Origin of the sequence: Nesterenkonia halobia (assembly GCF_039536005.1) — a bacterium.
In the GTDB taxonomy this organism is placed as follows: domain Bacteria; phylum Actinomycetota; class Actinomycetes; order Actinomycetales; family Micrococcaceae; genus Nesterenkonia; species Nesterenkonia halobia.
In genome coordinates this window covers 431,377-453,950 of record NZ_BAAAYG010000002.1, presented here as the reverse complement: position 1 = coordinate 453,950, position 22,574 = coordinate 431,377, and the positions used below count along the sequence as shown (strand labels likewise).

Sequence of the window (22,574 nt, the reverse complement as noted above, 5' to 3'; positions counted from 1 at the left end):
CAGAGGGCGACGAGTCCGTTGGAGAGCATCAGTCCCAGGATCTTCATCCGGTCGGTGGAGACCGCGTAGGAGCGGATCATCTGCTCGTTGTCGCCGGTGGCCTGCAGGGCCAGGCCGTTGTCGGTGTGCAGATACCAGTCCAGCACGAGCTTGAAGACGACGGCGAGCGCTAGCAGCACCAGCACCGAGGCCCACCCCCGGCCGGCCAGCTCGCGCAGCGCGCTGATCGCGGTGTCCTCGCCGAGCAGCGCGACGTTCGCCGACCCCATGATGCGCAGATTGATCGAGTAGAGACCGATCATCGTCAGGATCCCGGCCAGCAGCCCGTTGATCCCGCCCTTGGTGTGCAGCAGGCCGGTCACCAGCCCGGCCAACGTGCCGGCGACGAAGGCCGCGACAGTGGCGAGGAACGGGTCGACGCCGGCGGTGATCAGCGTCGCCGCCGTCGCCGCGCCGGTGGTGAAGGAGCCGTCGACGGTCAGGTCGGGGAAGTTCAGGATGCGGAACGTCAGATAGACGCCCAGGGCCATGATCGCGTAGATCAGCCCGATCTCGAGTGCAGTGATCATCGTGCGGCGGCTCCGTCGGGGTCAGCGGGTGGTCAGGACGCGTCGGCGGACGGCTCGGCGGAGGACCCGGACCCGTCGACGACGGCGTCGGCCGAGTCGAGCAGCTCCTGCGGCAGGTCGAGCCCCATCCGCTCGGCGGCGCCGGGGTTGAGGGTCAGCTGCATCTCCTCCTGGGTCTCCACCGGCATGCTCGCCGGGTCCGCGCCGTCCTCGAGGATGCGCAGGGCCATCTCGCCGGACTGCACGCCGATGGCATGGTAGTCGACCGCCCACGCGCCCGCCGCTCCGCGTGCGACGGATTCGGCGTCGGAGGCGAGGAGCGGGATGTCCTGCTGCTCGCTGAACTGGATCACCGACTCCAGCGCCGAGACGACCACGTTGTCGGTCGGCAGCCAGATCGCGTCGACGTCGGCGAGCGCCTCCACGCCCTGCTGCACTTCGGAGGAGGCGCTCACCGTGGAGGTCTGCAGCGTCAGCCCGAGCTCCTCGGCGGCCTCCTCGGCGAGCTCGACCTGGACCTCGGAGTTGGTCTCGCCGGAGGCGTAGAGCACCCCGACGGTGTCGATGCCGGCATCGGCCTCGGTGAGCAGCTCCAGCTGCTTCGCGACGGGGTTGAGGTCGGAGGTGCCGGTCAGGTTCGCCCCGGGCTCCTCCCACGAGTCGACGAGCCCGGCGTCCTCGGGGTCGGTGACGGCCATGAACACCACCGGCAGATCAGTGCCGGCGGTGGCGGTGGCCACCTGCTGGGACTGCGACGTCGCGATCGGGGCGAGGAGATCGTGGTCGCCGTCGGCCAGCTGTCCGGCGATCGCCGACTCCGTGGCCGCGTCGCCCTGGGCGTTCTGCTCCTCGAACTCCGCCTCCACGCCGGCCGCGGCGAAAGCCTCGGTGAAGCCCTCCCGGATGGCGTCCAGCGAGGGATGGGACACCGGCTGGGCGATGCCGATCGAGTAGGCGTCCTCGGCGCCCGATCCGGAGCCGCCGCAGGCGCTGAGCAGCAGCGCGGCGGAGGCGACGACGGCGCCGCCGGCGACGGCCGCGGGACGACGCCGGCCGCGCCCGTCCGGACCGGAGGTCTCGCGGGCGCAGGGGACGACGGGGCGAGGCATGGGTCCGGGGTCCTTCCGTCCGGCGGTCTCGGGATCGCTCCATTCTTCCACGTCCCGAGGCCGCCCGCGGCGGGGCGGCGCGGCGGCCGATATGCTGGACGACGCCATGACTGACTCCGCCGCCGCCGTGCACCAGTTCACCGCCGAGACGCTGAACTACCCCGAGATCCTGCCGGTCACCGGTGAGCGCGAGACCATCCTGGAGGCCCTGCGCTCCCACCAGGTGGTCGTCGTCGCCGGCGAGACCGGCTCGGGCAAGACCACCCAGCTGCCGAAGATGCTGCTGGAGCTGGGCTCCCACGGCGAGGGGATCGTCGGCCACACCCAGCCGCGACGCCTGGCCGCGCGCACTGTCGCCGAGCGCCTCGCCGAGGAGATCGGCACGCCGCTGGGCCGCGACGTCGGCTACCAGGTGCGCTTCACCTCCGAGGTCTCCTCCGACACCGCGGTGAAGCTGATGACCGACGGCATCCTGCTCGCCGAGATCCAGCGGGACCCGATGCTGCGCAAGTACTCGGCGATCATCATCGACGAGGCGCACGAGCGCAGCCTGACCATCGACGTGATCCTCGGCTATCTGAAGTCGATCCTCCCCCGCCGGCCGGATCTGAAGGTCGTGGTCACCTCGGCGACGATCGACCCGGAGCGCTTCGCCGCGCACTTCAGCGAGGACCCCGAGGAGCCGACGGTGCCGATCGTCGAGGTCTCCGGCCGCACCTACCCGGTGGAGGTCCGGTACCGGCCGCTGCGGCCCGACGAGGACGACCCGGCCGAGGACGCGGCCGGGACCGCCGGCGGCGAGGGCGAGGACGCCGCCGACGACCATGCCGACTCCGGCCGCGAGCGCGATCTGATGGAGGCCGTCGGCGACGCGGTGCGCGAGCTGGCCGCCGAGCCCGACGGCGACATGCTCATCTTCTTCCCCGGCGAGCGCGAGATCCGCGACGCCGCCGACGCGCTGGCCGACGTCGTCGCCGCCGACCGACGGCTGGCCGGCTCGGAGATCCTGCCGCTCTTCGGCCGGCTGTCGATGGCCGAGCAGAAGCGGGTCTTCTCCCCCGGCGGGCGCCGGCGCATCGTGCTGGCGACCAACGTCGCCGAGACCTCGCTGACGGTGCCCGGGATCAAATACGTCATCGACACCGGCACCGCCCGCATCTCGCGCTACTCCACGCGGACCAAGGTCCAGCGGCTGCCGATCGAGCCGATCTCGCAGGCCTCGGCGAACCAGCGGGCCGGCCGCTGCGGGCGCACCAGCGACGGCGTCGCGATCCGGCTGTACTCGCAGGCCGACTTCGAGTCCCGTCCGGAGTTCACCGATCCGGAGATCCTGCGCACCTCGCTGGCCAGCGTGCTGCTGCAGATGTCCTCGATGGGGATCACCGAGACCCCCGACGAGCTGCTCGACTTCCCCTTCGTCCAGCCGCCGGACTCGAAGGCCGTCACCGACGCGGTGCGGCTGCTCACCGAGCTGGGCGCGCTGCACGCCGGCGGCGGTGCGTCGAAGGGCGGGCCGAAGGGCGCCTCGAAGGGTGGGCCGAAGAAGGGCACGATCACCCGCATCGGCCGCACGCTGGCCGACCTGCCGGTGGATCCGCGGCTGGGCCGGATGATGGTCGAGGCCGCCCGACGCGACTGCCTCGCCGAGGTCACCGTGCTGGTCGCCGCCCTGTCGGTGCAGGATCCGCGCGAGCGGCCCTTCGAGCAGCGGCAGCAGGCCGATGCGATGCACGCCCGCTTCGCCGACGACGACTCCGACTTCTCCGCGCTGCTGAACCTCTGGCGCCACCTGGTCGAGCAGCAGCACGAGCTCTCCGGCAACCAGTTCCGGAAGATGTGCCGCCGCGAGCATCTGAACTATCTGCGCGTCCGCGAATGGCAGGACCTGGTCGGCCAGCTGCTCGACATCGCCCGGCGCGCCGAGCTGACCGCCGACGACGGCGGCTCCGGCGGCTCCGGCGGCTCCGGCGGCCGGCGCAACGGCCGGGGCGGCGGCCGGGGCGGCGGCCGGCGCAACGGCCGGGGCGGCGGCCGGGGCGGCGGACGGAAGCCCCGCGGCGGGCGGCAGGACGGCGCCGCTGCGGCGCTGCCCCGCGCCCGCGAGCTGACGGTGGACCCGGTGGCCCGCCACGAGCCGGTGCACCGCGCGCTGCTGGTCGGGCTGCTCAGCCAGATCGGCCTGCGCGACCCGCGCATGCGGGACTATCAGGGCGCCCGCGGCACCCGGTTCGCGATCTTCCCGGGCTCGGCGCTGTTCAAGAAGGGCCACGACCTGGTGATGGCCGCCGAGCTGGTGGAGACCTCGCGGCTGTGGGCGCGGATGGTCGCCCGCATCGACCCCTCCTGGGTGGAGGAGGCCGGCGAGCAGCTGATCAAGACCACCTACGGCGAGCCGCACTGGTCGGCGGCGAAGGGCGCCGTCGTCGCCGCCCAGCGGAAGACCCTCTTCGGCGTGCCGGTGGTCGCCGACCGCACCGTGCTCTACGGACGGGTCGACCCCGAGCTCAGCCGTCGGGTGTTCATCCAGCGCGCGCTCGTCGAGGGCGACTGGCGCACCCGGCACCACTTCGACGCGCGCAACCGGCGTCGCGTCGAGGAGATCGAGGAGCTGCAGAACCGCACCCGGCGGAAGGACCTGCTCGCCTCCGACGAGGAGCTCGCCGCCTTCTTCGACGCCCGGGTCCCCGAGCATGTCGTCTCGCAGCGGCACTTCGACGCCTGGTGGAAGAAGCAGCGCCACGAGACCCCGGAGCTGCTCGACCTCGCCGAGGAGCAGCTGCTCGCCGAGTCCGCCGAGGACCTCGACGTCGAGGCCTTCCCGGAGACGCTCGACGTCGACGGGCTGCGGCTCGAGCTGCAGTACGAGTTCGACCCGACGGGCTCGAGCTCCTCCAGCTCCTCCTCCGACGGGACGCGGACGGGCACCGCCGACGGCGTGACGGTGCGCGTGCCGGTGGTCTTCCTCAACCAGCTGCGCCGCGAGGCGCTGGACTGGCTCATCCCCGGGCTGCGCACCGAGCTGATCACCCAGCTGATCCGGTCGATGCCCAAGCAGGTCCGGAAGAACTTCGTGCCCGCCCCGGACGTCGCCGCGACCGCCCGCGAGCGGCTGGAGGCCGAGCACGCCGTCGGCGCCGAGCCGCTGCCCGAGGCGCTGGCGGCCGTGCTGCAGGACCTGCGCGGCATCCCGGTGGATTCCTCGGTCTTCGACCTGGACGCGCTGCCCGAGCATCTGCGCCTCACAGTGGCGGTGGTCAGCGACAAGGGCCGGGTGCTGGACTCCTCGCAGGATCTCGAGGAGCTGCAGCTGGGCTTCGCCGAACAGACCCGCGCGGCGATCACCCGATCGCTGGCCGGATCCGGCGGGGCCGACGGCGACGCCGCTCCCGACCCCGGAGGGGCGGGCCGGTCGCAGCCGACGGACCAGCACGGCCGGGCCGGGGCGCAGCACGCCGCGCAGCAGCCCGCCTCCGGCGCGGCGGCGGGGGCCGGCGCGAGCTCCGGCGCGGCTGTGCCGACGCAGCGCGAGCAGACCGCCTGGACCTTCGGCGATCTGCCGCGGCGGATCAGCACTGTGGTCTCCGGCCACGAGGTCACCGGATACCCCGCCCTGCAGCCCGAGCCCGAGGACCGGGGCGGCGTGTTCTGCAGCGTGCAGGATTCCGCGGAGGACCAGACGCGCATCCATCGACGCGGCGTCGTCGCCCTGCTGCGCGAGGTGCTGCCCTCGCCGCAGCGCTACGTGGTCGAGCACCTGAGCACCCGCGAGCGGCTGGCCTTCGGGCAGGCCCCGCACGGGACGGTGGATTCGCTGGTGGTCGACTGCACCACCGCCGCCCTGGATCATCTGCTCGGCGAGGAGCCGCCCTTCACCGCCGCGGAGTTCGAGCAGGTCTCCCGGTACGCCCGCGCCGAGCTCATCGAGCAGGTCCTGGGGCTGACCGACGTCGTCGCCCAGGTGCTCTCGCTGCGCGCCGAGGTGGACTCGCGGCTGCAGGCGGCGAGCTCGCCGGCGCTGCGCGAGGCGGTCAGCGACATGCAGGCCCAGCTGGAGCAGCTGGTCCCGGCCGGCTTCGTCTCCTCCGCCGGGGCGGCCCAGGTGCGGCATCTGCCCCGCTACCTGCGGGCGATGCTGATGCGGCTCGACCGGCTGGAGGCCGGCCAGTCGCTGTCCAAGGACGCCACCGACCGGGCCATGGTCCAGCAGCTGGAGGACGAGTACGACGCCGCCGTGGAGGCCGTGCCGGCGCAGCGGCCGGTGCCGCAGTCGCTGCGCGCGGTCAGCTGGATGCTCGAGGAGTTCCGGGTGAACCTCTTCGCCCAGCAGCTGGGCACCGCCCAGCCGGTCTCGGCCAAGCGGATCCGCCGGGCGCTGAAGCAGGCCTCCCGCTGACCCCTCCCCGCCGCACGACGGCGGCCCCGGCCCTCCCCGGAGAGCCGGGGACGACCGGGGCCGCCGTCGTCGGGGGCGCGGGACGGGTCAGCTCGTCACGGCGGCCCGCTTCTTGTTCCAGACGTCGAAGGCGACGGCGAGCACCAGCACCACGCCGCGGACGACGTTCTGCGTGGACTGGTCGATGCCCATGATCTGCATGCCGTTGGACATCACCGCCATGATCAGGCCGCCGACGATGGCTCCCTGCACCCGGCCGACGCCGCCGGTGACGGCCGCGCCGCCGATGAAGGCCGCGGCGATGGCGTCGAGCTCGAACATCTCGCCGGCGCCGGGCTGGGCGCCGTTCGAACGGGCCGAGTAGACGATGCCGGCGACGGCGGCCAGCACGCCCATGTTGACGAAGAGCAGGAAGTTCACCCGCTTGGTCTTCACGCCGGAGAGCTTCGCGGCCTGCAGGTTGCCGCCCATCGCGTAGATGTGCCGGCCGAAGACCGTCTGCTGGGTGACGAAGGCGTAGATCAGCACCAGCGCGGCCAGCAGGATCAGCACGAAGGGCATGCCCCGGCTGTTGGCCAGCTGCCAGGCGAAGGCCAGCAGCACGGCCGCGACGGCGAGGACCTTCAGCACGAAGAGCCAGAGCGCCTCCACCGGCTGGCGGTACTGGATCTTGCGGCTGCGCGCGCGCCACTCCTTATAGGCGAAGGCCAGCGCGGCCGCGGCGGCGAGCACCAGGGTGAAGACGTCGTAGCCGGGACCGCCGAGCAGGCCGTTGAAGAAGCCGCCGGCGATGAACCGGTACTCGCTCGGGAACGGCGAGAGCGAGACGTTGTCCAGCGTCAGGTAGGTCAGGCCGCGGAAGATCAGCATGCCCGCCAGCGAGACGATGAACGCCGGGATGCCGACGACGGCGACCCAGAAGCCCTGCCAGACGCCGACCAGCGCGCCGGTGGCCAGCGCCGCGACGACGCCGAGCCACCAGGGCAGGCCGTGGCTGATCGTGACCACCGCCGCGACCGCGCCGGTCAGCGCGACCACCGAGCCCACGGAGAGGTCGATGTGCCCGGCGACGATGATCATCACCATCCCGATCGCCAGGATCAGGATGTAGGAGTACTGCAGCACCAGGTTCGTCAGGTTGCCCGGGCTGAGCAGCGTGCCTCCGGTCAGTGCTGTGAACAGCAGCACGATGAACACGAAGGCGATGTAGATGCCGCTCTGGCGCAGGTTGCGCGTGAGCAGCTCGAGGAGGTTCGAGGTGCCGGCCATCAGTCTGTCTCCTTGGTCATCAGTTCCATCAGTCCCTCCTGGGTGGCGTCGGCCGCGGCCGTCTCGCCGGTGATGCGTCCGGACGAGAGGGCGTAGACGCGGTCGCAGACGCCCAGCACCTCGGGCAGCTCGGAAGAGATCACCAGGATCGCCTTCCCGTCGGCCGCCAGGCGGTTGATGATGGTGTAGATCTCCTGCTTGGCGCCGACGTCGACGCCGCGGGTGGGCTCGTCGAGGATGAGCAGCTCGGGCTCGGTGTAGAGCCACTTGCTCAGCACGACCTTCTGCTGGTTGCCGCCGGAGAGCTGTCCGACGGTGGAGAGCACCGAGGGCGCCTTGATGTTCAGCGAGTCCCGGTACTCCTGGGCGACGGCGATCTCCTCGTTGGCGTTCACCCAGCCGCCGGTGGCCAGCTTCGTCAGCGACGCGGCGCTGATGTTGCGCCGGATGTCGTCGATCAGATTGAGCCCGAACGTCTTGCGGTCCTCGCTGACGTAGGCGATGCCGTGGTCGATGGCGTCGGAGACCCCGCGGATGGTCACCGGCTTCCCGTGCATCTCCACCGTGCCGGAGATGTAACGACCGTAGGAGCGGCCGAAGACGCTCATCGCCAGCTCGGTGCGGCCGGCGCCCATCAGCCCGGCGATGCCGACGACCTCCCCGGCGCGGACGTGCAGCGAGGCGCCGTCGACGACGGTGCGGTCGCGCTGCTCGGGGTGGCCGACGCGCCAGTCGATCAGCCGGAAGACCTCCTCGCCGATCTCGACGTCGCGGTCCGGGTACATGCTGCCCATCTCGCGGCCGACCATCCCGCGGATGATCCGGGCGGTCAGCGTCTGCTGGTCGGGCTCCTCCTCGGTGCGCATCGTCTCGATCGTCGTGCCGTCGCGGATCACGGTGACCGCGTCGGAGATCGAGGCGATCTCGCCGAGCTTGTGCGAGATGATGATGCAGGTCACGCCGGTCTCGCGCAGGTTCCGGATGAGGCCGAGCAGATGCGCGGAGTCGTCGTCGTTCAGCGCCGCGGTCGGCTCGTCGAGGATGAGCAGCTTCACGTTCTTCGACAGCGCCTTGGCGATCTCGACGAGCTGCTGCTTGCCGACGCCGAGCCGGCCGACCGGGGTGACCGGGTTCTCGTCCAGACCGACCTCGGCCAGCAGCTCGGCGGCCGCGGCGTTGGTCCGGTGCCAGTCGACGAAGCCGGCGGCTCCCTGCTCGTTGCCGAGGAAGATGTTCTCGGCGATGGACAGATGCGGCACCAGCGCCAGCTCCTGGTGGATGATGACGATGCCGCGATCCTCGGAGTCGCTGATGGAGTTGAAGTGCACCTGCTCGCCGTCGAAGGCGATGTCGCCCTCGAAGCTGGAGTCCGGGTACACCCCGGAGAGCACCTTCATCAGCGTGGACTTGCCCGCTCCGTTCTCCCCGCAGATGCCGTGGATCTCGCCGCGGCGCACCTGCAGGGTCACATCGGAGAGGGCCTTCACTCCGGGGAAGGTCTTGGTGATCGACCGCATCCGCAGGATGTGGTCCTCTGCTGTGGTCATGGGGCCTCCTCAGGCCAGGCCTCGACGGCCCGCCGGATGTCGCCGCGGGGCCGTCGTCGGGGAGGGGTGGGTGTCGAGGGTGAGCGTCGAGGGGTGACGTCGGGGCTGACGTCGGGCCGGACCGCACGCCGCGGATCGCGGCGCCGGGCGGCCCGCCGCCCCGGTCCCGCGCCGTGGTGTCGGCGCCGCGGGTCCGGGACGGCGTGGGATCGCGCCGCGATCACATCTGGCCGGACTCGACCTGCTCCTCGGTGTAGTAGCCGGAGTCGACGAGGATCTCCTCGTAGTTGTCCTCCAGCACCATCTGGACCTCGAGCAGGTAGGAGGGCACGACCTTGGCCCCGTTGTCGTAGGTCTCGGTGTCGTTCGGCTCCGGCTCGCCGCCCTGCAGGTAGGTGTCGGCCGCCTCGACCGCCTGGTCGGCGAGGTCGCGGGTGTCCTTGAAGATCGTCGAGTGCTGCACGCCGTCGGCGATCAGCTTCACCGAGGCGATCTCGGCGTCCTGGCCGGTGACGATCGGCAGCCCGTCCTCGATGGTCTCGCCCTGTCCGTCGCTGCGCAGCGCGGTGATGATGCCGCGGGACAGCGGGTCGGCCGGCGCGAGCACGCCGTCGAGCTCCTCGCCGGAGTTGTAGTGGGTGGTCAGCAGGTTCTCCATGCGCTTCTGCGCGGTCTCCTGCTCCCACCGCTGGGTGGCGGCCTGCTCGATGTCGGTCTGCCCCGAGGGGACCTGCAGCGTGCCGTCGTCGATGTAGGGCTGCAGGGTGTCGACGGCGCCGTCCCAGAAGTGGTGGGAGTTGCTGTCGTCCAGCGAGCCGGCGAAGAGCTCGACGTTCAGCGGCCCCTCCGGGGCGTCCTCGGCCGGCTCGAAGTCCTGGTCCAGGATGCCCAGGCCGTAGAGCAGGGCGTTGGCCTGGTTCACCCCGACCTGGTAGTTGTCGAAGGTGACGTAGAAGTCGACGTTCTCGTTGTCGGTCAGCAGCCGGTCGTAGGAGATCACCGGGATGTCGGCGGACTCGGCGGCGTCCAGCTGGGCGGAGAGCGCACTGCCGTCGATGGCGCCGACGATCAGCGCGTCCACGCCCTGGGTGATCATCTGGTCGATCTGCTGGGACTGGGTGGGGATGTCGTCGTCGGCGTACTGCAGCTCGACGCCGTAGCCGAGGTCCTCCAGGCCGGACTCGATGTTGCCGCCGTCCTTGAGCCAGCGCTCGTAGGTCTGGGTGGGCATGGCCACGCCGACGCTCATGTCCTCGGGAGCCTCGTCGCCCCCGCCGCCGTCGCCGCTGCCGGCACCGCCGCCGGCGCAGCCGGCGACGGAGAAGACGAGCGCCGCCGAGGCGCCCAGTGCGGTGAGATTCCTGATCCTCATCATGTCCTCCTTGACGTCTCCGTCCGGCGCTCCGGACGGACAGTGCGAATACGCCGCCGATGCGGCGGCGACCCGGCGGCCGCGCCGCTCCCCTCCCGTGCGTCGACGGTGGTGCGGAGAGGAGCCGGCGCGGCGGCCGCCGGGGATCGGGGGTCGAGGCTCGCGCCCCGGCCGGTGCCGTGACACATAGTCTCACGGGTCGCCGTAATCCAGGTCACAACCCCTGGGCGAGTCGGTGATAGGCGGCGTTGAGGCGCAGCTCCTGGGCGAAGCCGCACGTGCTGGTGGACTCGTCGATGACCGCCAGCTCCACTCCGGCGATCTCGGCGAGGTCGGCGAAGGCCTCCACGCCGACGGCGGTGGACATCACCGTGTGGTGCGCCGCGCCGGCGGTCAGCCAGCACTCCGCCGAGGTGGCGAAGTCCGGCCGCGGCTCCCAGACCGCGCGGGCCACCGGCAGGTTCGGCAGCTCCTGGTCGGGGCCGACGACGTCGACGGCGTTGGCGGTCAGCCGGAAGCGCTCGCGCAGGTCGGTCATCGCCACCACGACCGCCTCGCCCGGATCGGTGTCGAAGACCAGGCGCACCGGGTCCTCGCGGTCGCCGATGCCCAGCGGGTGGATCTCCAGCCGGGGCCGCGCGGTGGTCAGCGACGGGCAGATCTCGAGCATGTGCGCCCCGAGGATCTTCTCCTTCCCCGGGGTCATCTCGTAGGTGTAGTCCTCCATCAGCGAGGCCCCGCCGTCCAGGCCGTGGCCCATGACCTTCGCCGCGCGGACCAGCAGGGCCGTCTTCCAGTCGCCCTCGGCGCCGAAGCCGTAGCCCTCGGCCATCAGCCGCTGCACGGCCAGCCCGGGCAGCTGGCGCAGCCCGCCGAGGTCCTCGAAGTTCGTGGTGAAGGCCTCGAAGCCGCCCTCGACGAGGAAGGAGCGCATGCCGGCCTCCTGCCGGGCGGCGTACTCCAGCGACTCGCGCCGCGAGCCGCCGTCGCGCAGCTCCTCGGCGACGTCGTAGAGCTCCTCGTACTCGGCCAGCAGGCGATCCACCTCGGCCTGCGGCACGGCCTCGACCCGCTCGACGAGGTCGTTGACCGCCCAGGCGTTGACCGCGGTGCCCAGGGCGATCTCGGCCTCGGTCTTGTCGCCCTCGGTGACGGCGACGTTGCGCATGGTGTCGCCGAAGCGGCAGAGCTTCAGATGCTGCAGCGTGTCCCAGCCGGCCGCCGCGCGCACCCAGGTGCCGACTTTGGCCCGGACCCGCTCGTCGGTGGCGTGGCCGACCACCGTCTTGCGCGGCGTCGACGTGCGAGCGGCCATATAGGCGAACTCGCGATCGCCGTGGGCGGCCTGGTTGAGATTCATGAAGTCCATGTCGATCTCGGCCCAGGGCAGCTCGCGGTTCGCCTGCGTGTGGAAGTGCAGCAGCGGCTTGGTCAGCGCCTCGAGCCCGCGGATCCACATCCGCGCCGGCGAGAAGGTGTGCATCCAGACGATCACGCCCAGGCAGTCCGGGTCGGCGTTCGCCGCCAGCACCTCGGCGTGGATGGCTTCGCGGTCGGTGAGCACCTCGCGGTGCTCGATGGTCGCCGGGATCGCCTCGGCGGCGTCGAGCGTCTCGGCGACGTGCCGGGACTGGTCGGCGACCTGCTGCAGGGTGTCCTCGCCGTAGAGGCCCTGCGAGCCGGTCAGGAACCAGACCTTCCGGCCGGCGTAGGGGTTGCTCAGCGTGGTGGTCATCATGCGCCTTTCTGGCCGTAGACGTTCTGGTAGCGGTCGAAGAGGGAGTCGATCTGCCCCTGGTCGATGCGCGGCGGCTCGCCCAGCTGGCGGGCGACGTGCACCGTGCGGGCGACCTCCTCGCACATCACCGCGGCCTTGACGGCCTGCTTCGCGCCGGCCCCGACGGTGAAGGGACCGTGCTGGGCCATCAGCACCGCCGGCGAGCGCGAGGTGCGCAGCGTCTCGACGATGCCGCGGCCGATGGAGTCGTCGCCGATGAGCGCGAAGGGGCCCACCGGGACGTCGCCGCCGAACTCGTCGGCCATCATCGTCAGCACGCACGGGATCGGCTCGCTGCGGGCGGCCCAGGCGGTGGCGTAGGTCGAGTGGGTGTGGACCACTCCCCCGACCTCGTCCATGTGCCGGTAGACGTAGGCATGGGCGGCGGTGTCCGAGGACGGCGTGAGCGTCTCCGGCGTGCCGTCGTCGATCTTCTCGCCGTCCAGTGTGCAGACGACCATGGACTCGGCGGTGAGCTCGTCGTAGGAGACCCCGGAGGGCTTGATGACGAAGAGCGCGGGCTGCTCCTCGTCGGCGCCGAGCCGCGCGGCCTCGACGGCCGGCACCCGTTCGGAGACGTTGCCGGCGGTCCAGACGACCAGCTCGTTGCGGGGCAGCTCGGCATGCAGCGCGGCGACGCGCTCGCGCGCGGCGGCGACCGCCTCGCGGACCGGCTCGGGCAGGGCGGACAGGCGGATCATGCGCGGGCTCCTTCCGCGGCGGCGGTCTCGGTCGGCTGCTCCGCCGGCTGCTCGGCGAGCTGCTCGGCGTGGGCGCGGCGGCGGATCGCCTTCAGCCGGCGCATCATGTCGTCGCCGCCGCGGCCGAAGTGGTCGTGCAGGCGGGCGTACTCGGCGAAGAGCTCGTCGTAGGCGTCGGCGGCGGCCGAGTCCGGGGTGTAGGCCCGCTCGACGCGTCCGCCCATCTCCGCCCCGGCGGCGCGGACGTCGTCGTAGTGTCCGGCGGCGACGGCGGCGTGGATGGCCGAGCCCAGCGCCGGGCCCTGCTCGGAGACGATCGTCGAGATCGGCAGTCGGGTGATGTCCGAGTAGAGCTGCATGAGGAAGCGGTTCTTCAGCAGGCCGCCGGCGACGACGAGCTCGGTGACCGGCACTCCGGAGTCGCCGAAGGCCTCGATGATGGTCCGGGTGCCGTAGGCGGTGGCCTCCAGCAGCGCGCGGTAGACCTCCTCGGGGCGGGTGGTGAGCGTCAGGCCGACGATCAGCCCGGAGAGCTCGTGGTCGACCAGCACCGAGCGGTTGCCGGAGTGCCAGTCCAGCGCGACCAGACCGTGGGCGCCGACCGGCTGGGCGGCGGCCTTCTCGGTGAGCAGCTCGTGCAGCCCGATCCCTCGGGAGGCGGCCTCCTCCGCATAGGAGGCCGGCACCTGGTTGTCGACGTACCAGCCGAAGATGTCGCCGACGCCGGACTGGCCGGCCTCGTAGCCCCAGGCCCCGGCGAGGATCCCGCCGTCGACGACGCCGCACATCCCGGGCACCTCGGCGAGCCGGTCGCCGTTCATCACATGGCAGGTCGAGGTGCCCATGATCGCGACCATCTGACCGGAGTCGACGGCGTCGGCGGCCGGAGCGGTGACATGGGCGTCGACGTTGCCGACGGCGACGGCGATGCCCGGACGCAGCCCGGTCCAGCCGGCCGCCTCCTCGGAGAGGCCGCCGGCGTTCGCGCCGAGCTCGCCGATCCGGTGGTCGAGCTTCTCGGCGACGAAGTCGACGAACTCCGGGTTCAGCGCGGCGAGGAAGTCCTGCGACGGGTAGGAGCCGTCCTGGTAGATGCCCTTGTAGCCGGCGGTGCAGGCGTTGCGCACGTACTGGCCGGTCAGCTGCCAGACGATCCAGTCGGCGGCCTCGACCCAGTGGTCGATCGCCGCGTAGAGCTCGGGGTCCTCCTCCAGGATCTGCAGTCCCTTGGCGAACTCCCACTCCGAGGAGATGAACCCGCCGTAGCGGCCGATCCAGTCCTCGCCGCGGGAGTGGGCCAGCTCGTTGATCCGGTCGGCCTGGCCCTGGGCGGCGTGGTGCTTCCAGAGCTTGGTGTAGGCGTGCGGCCGGTCGCCGTACTCCTCCAGCTCGTTCAGCGGCGTGCCGTCGGCGGTGGTCGGCACCATCGTGCAGGCGGTGAAGTCGGTGCCGATGCCCACGACCTGCTCCGGGCTCACGCCGGCGGCCTCGACGGCGGCCGGCACCGCGGTCTTGAGCACCTCGACGTAGTCCGCCGGGACCTGCAGCGCCCACTCGGGAGGCAGCGGCTCCCCGCGGTGGGCGGTGAGCGCGTCGTCCATGACGGCGTGCGGATAGTCGTGGACGGCGCCGCCGAGCTCGGCGCCGTCGCTGACGCGCACCACGAGCGCACGTCCGGACAGGGTGCCGAAGTCGATGCCGATCACGACGGGGTCAGGGGTGGTCATCTCTGCAGGACTCCTTCGCGTGTTCCAGAGCACATCCGAGTGTTAACGTTAACATCTCGTCGTGTCCGGCGCCACACACCCCTGTGTCCTGCGTCATGGCGAGCGCGGAGCCCGCCTCGCCCGCCGGAGTGTCGGGGCAACGGATGCGCGCGGCGAACGGGGGATCCGCTGCCGCTGAGTCGCCGGATCGGCGCGTCAGCCGTCGTGGATCCCCCGTTCGATGCCTGCGGAGGCGCCTCGCGCGGCGCCTGAAGGTCTCAGAGTCCCAGGCGCTCGGTGTAGTCGTTGCGCAGGGCCCCGTGCGGGTCGCACTCCTCGCGCAGCGCGACGAAGTCGTCCCAGCGCGGGTAGAGCCCGCGGATCCGATCGGGGTCCATGACGAAGAGCTTGCCCCAGTGCGGGCGCGCCGAGGCCGGCAGCTCGCGCTCGAGCTCGGCCAGCACCTCCTCGACGGCGGGCTGATCGGGATGCCAGGTGAAGTGCAGCCCGACGGTGTCGCCGCCGTGGGCGGGGCTGAGCCAGTGGTCGTCGCCGGTCATCGTGCGCACTTCGCCGATCATCAGCACCGGCGCGATCCGATCCGCCAGCCGCTGCAGCGCGCGGATCGCCTCGACCGCGTCGCGGCGCGGAACCAGGTACTCGCTCTGCAGCTCGGCGCCGGCCGACGGGGTGAAGTTCATCCGGAAGTGCGGCAGCCGTTCGTGCCAGGGACCGGGCTCGCCGCCCTGCAGGCTGGTGGCCTCGACGTCGCCGCCGGGGACCGGGTGCCGCCGACCGTCGGCCGGCCGCACGCCCAGCGCCTCGAGGACGGCGGGATCGGCGGCCGTCGCCGTGGCCGCGCCGGGCTCGACCTTCGCCTTGACCCACATCTGGTCGGCCACCTCGACGTCGCGCCAGCTGGAGAAGATGCTCACGCTGTAGCCCAGCGACGTCGCCGCGTCGAGATCGGCGAGCACCGCCTCCCAGCGCGGCTGCTCGTAGACGGTCTGGGCCACCTCGTAGGCCGGCTCGGTGTCCAGCTCGACGGCGACGACCGCGCCGAGCGCGCCGAGGCTGACCACCGCGCCGTCGAAGGCCCGCTCGCCGCGCTCGAACCGCCGCAGCTCGCCGGCCGGAGTGAGGATCTCGACGGCGCGCACTGCGGCGGCCAGGCCGCCGACCGCGTCGCCGGAGCCGTGGGTGCCGGTGGCCACTGCGCCGGCGACCGAGATGTGCGGCAGCGAGGCCAGATTCGACAGCGCCCGGCCCCGGGCGTGCAGCTGCTCGGCGACGTCGCCGTAGCGCATTCCGCCGCCGACGCGCACCATGTCCTCGCCGATCTCCAGGAGCCGGGGCATGCGCTCCAGGGAGATGAGCGTGCCGGTGGTGTCGGCGATGTCGTTGAAGCAGTGCCGGGATCCGATCATCCGCTTCGGACCGGGGCGGCCGAGCTCCTCGCGCAGCGCGTCCAGCGACTCCGGACGGCGCACCGCGCGCGCCCGGTAGATCAGGTTTCCCGCCCAGTTGGTCTCGCCCGCCGGCTGCTCGGCGGTGCGGCCTGCTCGCTGAGCTGCCCTCTCGTCTGCCACATGGTCTGCCACGTCACGCTCCTCGCTGTCGGCGACGGCGACCCCGCGGCCCCGTCGAGTCACCTGCGACAGCATACGACGAACCGTGACCTCGCCCACGGAACGCGCTCTCCGGATGACATCGCCCAGGCGGCCCGCGGGTCCGCCTCAGGCGGTGGCGCGACGGATGAGCGTCGGAGCGATTAGCATGGTGTGCTCCCCGCCGCCGGCGCCGAAGAGCTCGGCGATCGCCGCCCGGCCGACGGCCTCGAAGGGCTGGCGGACGGTGGTCAGCGGCGGGCTGAGATGGGCGGCGCCGTCGACGTCGTCGAAGCCGACCATGGCGACGTCCTCGGGGACGCCCAGCCCGTGATCGGCGAAGGCATGCATCATGCCCAGGGCGATGTAGTCGTTGGCCGCGAAGACCGCGTCCACGGCGCCGGAGGCGACCTGGGGCGCCAGCTCCGCCCCGGCGGCGTAGCCGTCGTCGGCGGTCCACCCGGCGCAGTGCAGCAGCGGTCCCTCCGCGACGCCGGCGGCGGAGAGCGTCTGACGCCAGCCCTGCACACGCCCGCGGGCGTCGTACCACTCCCCCGGACCGGCCGCATGGGCGATCCGCCGCCGACCGGCGTCGAGCAGATGGCGCACCGCCTCGCGGGCGCCGCGGACCTGGTCGATGCCGACCACGTCCAGCGAGGCGGTGGGCTCGGCCCCGGAGGCGACGAGCACCACTGAGCGGGTCTCGGCGATCTGCCGCGCCGCCTCGGCCACGGCGATGATCGGGGCGAGCACCACGATCCCGTCGACGCCGTGGTCGAGGAAGAACTCCAGGGAGGACTCGACCGTCTCGGGCCGCGAGTCGCGCACGACGCTCAGCGCGGTGGCGAAGCCGTGCTCGCGGGCGGCCTCCTCGACCGCCAGCGTCATCCGGTTGGGGCCGAAGGCCGAATGCCCCGGGGTGATCACCCCGATCAGTCCGGTCCGTCGCGTCTTCAGCGCCCGCGCGGTGGCGTTGCGCCGGTATCCGAGCTCGCGCATGGCCCGCTCGACCTTCTCGCGGGTCGCGGGCCGCACGGCGTCGGGGGTGTTGAGCACCCGGGAGACGGTCTGATGGGAGACGCGCGCCTGCTCGGCCACGTCGACCATCGACGGTGCTCGCGCCCCGCCTCCCGGCGGCAGGACCATCAGGACGCGTCCGGCACGCGGTCGGTCTCGCCGAGCACCCGCAGCGCGGCGCGCAGCGTCGCGGCCGCCTCGTCCATCATCTCCGGATCCGGGGCGGTCATCGCATTGGAGAAGTCGAAGTCGTCCATCGAGTTCGACGGCCACACGTGCACGTGGAGATGATCGATCTCGTAGCCGGCGACCGCCAGACCGGCCCGGGCGGAGTCGAAGGCCTGGACCTGGGCCTGCCCGATCCGGTGGGCGACGCGCGTCAGATGGGCGACCAGCTCGCCGTCGGCGTCGGTCCACCGGTCGACCTCGCGGCGGGGCACCACCAGCGTGTGCCCGTGGGCCAGCGGGTTGATGCTCAGGAAGCCCACGCAGGTCTCGTCCTGCCAGACGAAGCGGCCGGGCAGCTCGCCCTGGATGATCTTGGTGAAGACGGTGCTCATGAGAGGTGCTCCTGTCGTCGTGCGGTGCGGGTCCGGTGCCGGGTCGGCACCGCCGCGGAGCGGCCGGTGCCCCGGCCCCGATCGTACCTGCGGCGGACTCCTCCGCGGCGGCCGGCGACGCGGCTCAGCCGCCGGTGGACTCGCGCACCACCAGGCGGAAGGGCGCGATCTCGTCCTCGCCGGGCGGACCGCTCATCGCGATGCGCTCCAGCAGCCGCTCCACCGCCCGACGCGCCGTCCAGTCGTGGTCGGGCTCCACAGTGGTCAGCGACGGCGTCAGATGCGCGCCGACGCCGATGCCGTCGAAGCCGGCCACCAGCACGTCCTCGGGCACGCGCAGCCCGGCGTCGACCAGGCCGCGGATCAGTCCCACCGCCAGCGTGTCGGTCAGCGCGAAGATCCCGTCGACGCCGTCGGGGCCGCCTGCGACGCGCTGCTCGCCCAGCCGACGGCCCACGGCGCGGCCGGCGTCCATGGTGAGCATCTCGCAGTCGACCAGCCGGAGGTCCTCCTCGCCGATCCCCGCCGCACGCACCGCCGCCTGCACGCCGTCCCAGCGCATGCTGCGGATGGTCGGCTCGCGATCGTCCGGGCCGCCGACGAAGGCCAGCCGCCGCGCCCCGCGGTCGATCAGGTGGGCGGCGGCCGCCTGGGCGCCGTCGGCGTTGGGCAGCGCGATGTGGCCCACCGCCGAGCGGTTCTCCCGCTCCCCCAGCAGCATCAGCGGCAGCTGCGGCAGCGTGGTCAGCTCGGCCATGTCCAGCCCGACGGTGCTCAGGATGAGCCCGTCGTAGTCGAGCCGCTTCGAGCTGCGGATGGCCCCGCGCTCCCCCTCGGGGGCCGCGCCGGTCTCCTCGACGGCGACGCGCAGGTCGTGCTCGCCGGCGACGGCGACGATCCGCCGGGCCAGCTCGCCGAAGTAGGGGTTGTCCAGCTCCGGGACGGCCAGTCCGATCACGCCGCTGCGGCCGGCCCGCAGGTTCCGGGCGGCGACGTTGATCCGGTAGCCGGTCTCCTCGATGGTCTCCATGACGCGGCGTCGGACAGCGTCGCTGACGCCGGCCCGGCCGTTGACCACGTTGGAGACCGTCATCGGCGAGACGCCGGCCGCCCGGGCGACGTCGCTCATCGTCACCGCCCCCATGAGCCGCACCTCCTGGTCGTCGTCGCCGGCCCCGCCGGGGCACCCGTCCTCTGCGGCATGCTAGCAACGTCGACCCGCCGCGCCCGCATCCGCGGCGCGCACTGCGCCGCCGACCCGCGGACGGGGCCGACGGCGCGGCGGCTGTCCAGGGCTTCCGTCTCCGCGATGCGCGGAGGCGGGGGTTCAGCCCTGCTCGAGCGCCTCCTGCATCTCGGCGTGCATCTGCTCGGCGGCCTCGGCCGGGGTCAGACGCCCGAAGAAGACCTCGTTGCAGTAGCGGTAGGCGATGTCCTGCAGCTGGCTGAAGCCCACCGGCGGGACGGGTTCGGCCTCGCCGATCTCGTCGGAGACCTCGTCGATGAAGTCGGCGACCACCTGTTCCTGGCCGTCGATCTGGTCCAGCACCACCTCGCGGGCTCCCTCGCTGGCCGGCAGACCGCGGTCCATGCCGATGATCTCGGCGGCCTCCTCGTCGTTCACCAGGAAGTCGACGAACTCCTGGGCCTCTTCGGGGTGCTCGGTGCCCGCGCTGACCGAGTACATCATCGTGGACTTGAACCAGAGGCCGTTGTCCTCGGAGCTGCCGCTCTGCGACGGGTAGCGCAGCGGCTCGAAGTCCACGGCGGCCTGCTCCGAGAGCGCCGGGACCTGGTTCGACCACCAGCGGCCGACCGCCTGGTCGCCGGTCTCGAAGGGCGACTCGCCCGGCGCCATGCCGGAGACCTCCTGCATCACCGTCGCCGACGGGTAGGAGTCGGCCTCGAGCAGGTCCTGCTGGTACTCGAAGTACTCCTCGAGATCGGCCACGCTGTGGCCGAGCTCGCCGTCGCCGTCGGCGAGGTGCTTGCCCTGCTGGCGCAGCCAGATCTGCAGATCGGCGGTCTGCGGCACGCTGCCGTCGCCGTAGACCTCCTCGGGCAGCTCCTCGCGCAGCTCGGAGGTCAGCTCCAGATAGTCGTCCCAGGTCCAGGACTCGTCGTCGGGCATCTCCATGCCCGCCTGCTCGAAGAGCTCCGGGTTGGCCAGCACCGTCATCGTGTTGATGCCGGTGGTCACCCCGACCAGCCCGTCGTCGGTGGTGCCGTTCTGCACCGCGTTGTCGTCGAAGCTGGAGACGTCGACCTGGTCCATGTCCAGCAGCGCGCCGCGCTCGGAGTACTCGCTGAGATAGCTGGCGTCCATCTGGATGACGTCAGGGGCGTCGTCGCCGGCCGACTGCGTCGCCAGCCGGTCCCAGTAGCCCTCCCAGGGCGAGTTCTCCGCATCGATGGTCACCCCGGGGTTCTGCTCCTCGTAGCGGGCGATGACCTCCTCGGTGACCGCGTTGCGATGCTCGGCGCCCCACCAGGTGAAGCGCAGCGTGACGTCGCCGTCCTCCGCGGCGTCCGAGCCGCCCGAGCAGGCGGTGACCGCCAGCAGCGCCGCCGCGGCGGCGACGCTCAGCGCCGCCGCGCGGCGGGTGCGGGGCGTGGTCCGCGTGGTGTCGTTGCTCATCGTCCCTCATCCTCCCTCGCAGATGCTCCGGCGTGTCCCGCCGGTGATTTAACGCAACAGTACGAGTGATGTGAGTCACAGGTCAACAGCTCCGCACGGCTTCACACGAATCCGCACTCGCCCGCGGCGCGACTCAGAGCTCCACGGCGACGAAGGACGAGGCCGGCAGCTCGAGCGTCATCTCCTCGCCGTCCAGCCGCGCACCGTCGAAGTCCCGCGGCGCGACCTCCGCCGGCGCCTCCGCGGTGTTGTGCGCGGCCGGCTCGGCGGTGAGCAGCCGCGCCGAGCGCACTCCCCCGCCGAGCTCTCCGCCGCGCAGCCGCAGGCGCGCCGTCGCCGCCTGGTCGGGATCCAGATTCGCCGCGGTGACGGTGATCCGCCCCTCGCGCGTGGAGACCGAGACCGGCAGCGTCCGGACGGTCTCGCCGTCGACGGCGCGCACCGGCTCCTCGCTCAGCGGGTGGACCGTCCGGTGGACGCCGTCGTGGTGGCCGGTGCTCATCGCGAAGACGTGGTACGTCGGCGTGAGGATCATCCGATGCTCGTCGGTCAGCACCATCGCCTGCAGCACGTTGACCGTCTGGGCGATCGTCGCCAGGCGCAGCCGGTCGGCATGGGTGTGGAAGGCCTCGAAGTGCACTGCGGCGACCAGCGCGTCGCGCATCGTGTTCTGCTGGAACAGGAAGCCCGGGTTCGTCCCCGGTTCGACGTTCCACCAGCTCCCCCACTCGTCGAGCGCCAGCCCCAGCTTCTGCCCCGGGTCGTAGGCGTCCATGACCGCCTTGTGCCCGGCGATGATCCGCTCGACGCGCTGCGCGGCGCGCATCGTGGTCCAGTACTCGTCGACGGTGAAGTCGGTGGCGCTGCCCTTGTCCATCCACGGCCCCGAGCGGGTGTAGTAGTGGAAGGAGATCGCCTGGTAGATGTCCGAGGGTTCCTCGTCCTGCAGCCCCGAGGTGACCTCACGCATCAGCTGCTCGGTCCAGGCGTAGTCGTCCTCGTTGGCGCCGGCGGCGATGCGGTGCAGCCGATTGCCCCCGTGGTCGCGGGCGTAGGTGGCGTGCTGCCGCGCCGTCGCCCCGTACTGCGCGGCGGTGAGATTCCCGCCGCAGCCCCAGGGCTCGTTGCCGATGCCGAAGAAGGCCACCTGCCAGGGCTCCTCGCGGCCGTTCTGCCGGCGCAGCCGGGCCATCGGCGAATCGCCCTCGCGGGTCAGGTACTCCACCCAGTCGCTGGTCTCGCGGACCGTGCCGGAGCCGACGTTGGCCGAGATGTAGGGCTCGGCGCCGAGCAGCTCGCAGAGCCGCATGAACTCGTGGGTGCCGAAGTGGTTGTTCTCCTCGACGTCGCCCCAGTGCGTGTTGACCATCCGCGGACGCTGCTCGCGCGGACCGACGCCGTCGGCCCAGTGGTACTCGTCGGCGAAGCAGCCGCCCGGCCAGCGCAGGTTGGGGATGTCCAGGCCGCGCAGGGCCTCGACGATGTCGTCGCGGATGCCCTCGACGTTCTCGATCGGCGAGTCCTCGCCGACCCAGAACCCGTCGTAGATGCACCGGCCCAGATGCTCGGCGAAATGGCCGTAGAGGTGACGGCTGATGGTCGGGCCCTCGACGTCCAGGTCGACGACGGCGCTCAGGGTGCTGGACATGGTTCTCCTCGTCTCCTCCGGCGGGTCACAGGGCGGCAGCCCCTGCCCTTTAACGATACATGCCCCGTCCTCGACGACACCGTCACGGGCGGCGCCGCTCCCCGACGACGCCGGAGACCACGCTGATATCCTGGACGAGCCCGATCCGGGGCGTGCGCGCGGTGCGCTCGGCCCCCGGTGATCGAGACTCCTGGGAGGATGACCCCGCCCGTGACCACCGATTCCTCGGCCCCGCCGGTCCGCGGCCGCTCGACGCGCCAGAAGCGCGCCGTCTGGGCGGCGCTGAACGCGCTCGACGACTTCGTCAGCGCCCAGGAGCTCCACCGGATCCTGCAGGAGCGCGGCGAGACGGTCTCGCTGGCCACGGTCTACCGCGTGCTGCAGTCCCACCAGGAGGACGGGCTGCTCGACGTCGTCCGCCCCGACGACGCCGAGGCCGTCTACCGGCTGTGCGCGCGCGAGGAGCACCACCATCATCTGGTGTGCCGCCGATGCGGACTGACTGTGGAGTTCGAGGCCCCGGACATCGAAGCCTGGACCGGCCGGCTGGCCGCCGAGCACCGATTCACCGACGTCCACCACACCTTGGAGATCTTCGGGCTCTGCGCCGGCTGCGCGGCCGCCCGCGACGACGAGCCCGACGCCGGCTGACCACGCCGCC

At 72.1% G+C, this 22,574-nt stretch carries 16 protein-coding genes; 2 read left to right on the top strand and 14 right to left on the bottom strand.

Going from position 1 to position 22,574, the window contains the following annotated elements:
- Positions 1-569 (bottom strand): ABC transporter permease (locus tag ABD652_RS02790; RefSeq protein ID WP_425574532.1); only part of this gene is annotated, 569 nt, incomplete at its 3' end.
- Between the two features lie 32 nt (positions 570-601).
- A complete protein-coding gene (locus tag ABD652_RS02785) occupies positions 602-1,678 on the bottom strand; it encodes an ABC transporter substrate-binding protein (protein ID WP_344717921.1) in 1,077 nt (358 codons plus the stop codon).
- A gap of 106 nt (positions 1,679-1,784) precedes the next feature.
- On the opposite strand from ABD652_RS02785, the gene hrpA reads away from it, so the two are divergent.
- Positions 1,785-6,071, top strand: a complete 4,287-nt coding sequence (gene hrpA, locus ABD652_RS02780) for an ATP-dependent RNA helicase HrpA (protein WP_344717919.1) — start codon at positions 1,785-1,787, stop codon at positions 6,069-6,071.
- 87 nt (positions 6,072-6,158) lie between these two features.
- Here hrpA and mmsB read toward each other — a convergent pair whose 3' ends face one another.
- The 12 genes from mmsB to ABD652_RS02720 all read right to left on the bottom strand — a co-directional run bounded on the left by mmsB (position 6,159) and on the right by ABD652_RS02720 (position 21,913).
- A complete protein-coding gene (gene mmsB / locus ABD652_RS02775; protein ID WP_344717916.1) occupies positions 6,159-7,340 on the bottom strand; it encodes a multiple monosaccharide ABC transporter permease in 1,182 nt (393 codons plus the stop codon).
- Positions 7,340-8,887: a multiple monosaccharide ABC transporter ATP-binding protein gene (mmsA, locus tag ABD652_RS02770; RefSeq protein WP_344717914.1), complete on the bottom strand. Its 1,548-nt coding sequence runs from the start codon at positions 8,885-8,887 to the stop codon at positions 7,340-7,342. The genes mmsB and mmsA overlap by 1 nt, the downstream gene beginning before the upstream one ends.
- Positions 8,888-9,107: 220 nt before the next feature.
- Positions 9,108-10,259, bottom strand: coding sequence for a multiple monosaccharide ABC transporter substrate-binding protein (gene chvE, locus ABD652_RS02765; protein ID WP_344717912.1), 1,152 nt, complete (start codon positions 10,257-10,259; stop codon positions 9,108-9,110).
- Between the two features lie 214 nt (positions 10,260-10,473).
- Complete coding sequence (gene araA, locus ABD652_RS02760; protein ID WP_344717954.1) at positions 10,474-11,994, bottom strand: L-arabinose isomerase; 1,521 nt, start codon at positions 11,992-11,994, stop codon at positions 10,474-10,476.
- The gene (locus ABD652_RS02755) at positions 11,994-12,737 is read right to left on the bottom strand and encodes an L-ribulose-5-phosphate 4-epimerase (RefSeq protein WP_344717910.1); all 744 of its coding nucleotides are present in this window, start codon (positions 12,735-12,737) and stop codon (positions 11,994-11,996) included. The genes araA and ABD652_RS02755 overlap by 1 nt, the downstream gene beginning before the upstream one ends.
- Positions 12,734-14,464: a ribulokinase gene (gene araB / locus ABD652_RS02750; protein WP_344717908.1), complete on the bottom strand. Its 1,731-nt coding sequence runs from the start codon at positions 14,462-14,464 to the stop codon at positions 12,734-12,736. The genes ABD652_RS02755 and araB overlap by 4 nt, the downstream gene beginning before the upstream one ends.
- 257 nt (positions 14,465-14,721) lie before the next feature.
- A complete protein-coding gene (locus tag ABD652_RS02745; protein ID WP_344717906.1) occupies positions 14,722-16,044 on the bottom strand; it encodes a D-arabinono-1,4-lactone oxidase in 1,323 nt (440 codons plus the stop codon).
- A gap of 135 nt (positions 16,045-16,179) precedes the next feature.
- Positions 16,180-17,196: a LacI family DNA-binding transcriptional regulator gene (locus tag ABD652_RS02740; RefSeq protein ID WP_344717904.1), complete on the bottom strand. Its 1,017-nt coding sequence runs from the start codon at positions 17,194-17,196 to the stop codon at positions 16,180-16,182.
- Entirely contained in the window at positions 17,196-17,627 is a 432-nt protein-coding gene (locus tag ABD652_RS02735; protein ID WP_344717902.1) for an HIT family protein, read from the bottom strand. The genes ABD652_RS02740 and ABD652_RS02735 overlap by 1 nt, the downstream gene beginning before the upstream one ends.
- A gap of 124 nt (positions 17,628-17,751) precedes the next feature.
- Positions 17,752-18,771: a LacI family DNA-binding transcriptional regulator gene (locus ABD652_RS02730; protein ID WP_344717900.1), complete on the bottom strand. Its 1,020-nt coding sequence runs from the start codon at positions 18,769-18,771 to the stop codon at positions 17,752-17,754.
- 183 nt (positions 18,772-18,954) lie between these two features.
- The gene (locus tag ABD652_RS02725; RefSeq protein WP_344717897.1) at positions 18,955-20,265 is read right to left on the bottom strand and encodes an ABC transporter substrate-binding protein; all 1,311 of its coding nucleotides are present in this window, start codon (positions 20,263-20,265) and stop codon (positions 18,955-18,957) included.
- A 133-nt stretch (positions 20,266-20,398) separates the two neighbouring features.
- Positions 20,399-21,913, bottom strand: coding sequence for an alpha-N-arabinofuranosidase (locus ABD652_RS02720; protein ID WP_344717894.1), 1,515 nt, complete (start codon positions 21,911-21,913; stop codon positions 20,399-20,401).
- A gap of 210 nt (positions 21,914-22,123) precedes the next feature.
- Here ABD652_RS02720 and ABD652_RS02715 point away from each other — a divergent pair, with 210 nt between their 5' ends.
- On the top strand, positions 22,124-22,564 hold the full coding sequence (locus ABD652_RS02715; protein ID WP_344717892.1) for a Fur family transcriptional regulator: 441 nt from the start codon (positions 22,124-22,126) through the stop codon (positions 22,562-22,564).
- The last annotated feature ends 10 nt before the right edge of the window (positions 22,565-22,574 follow it).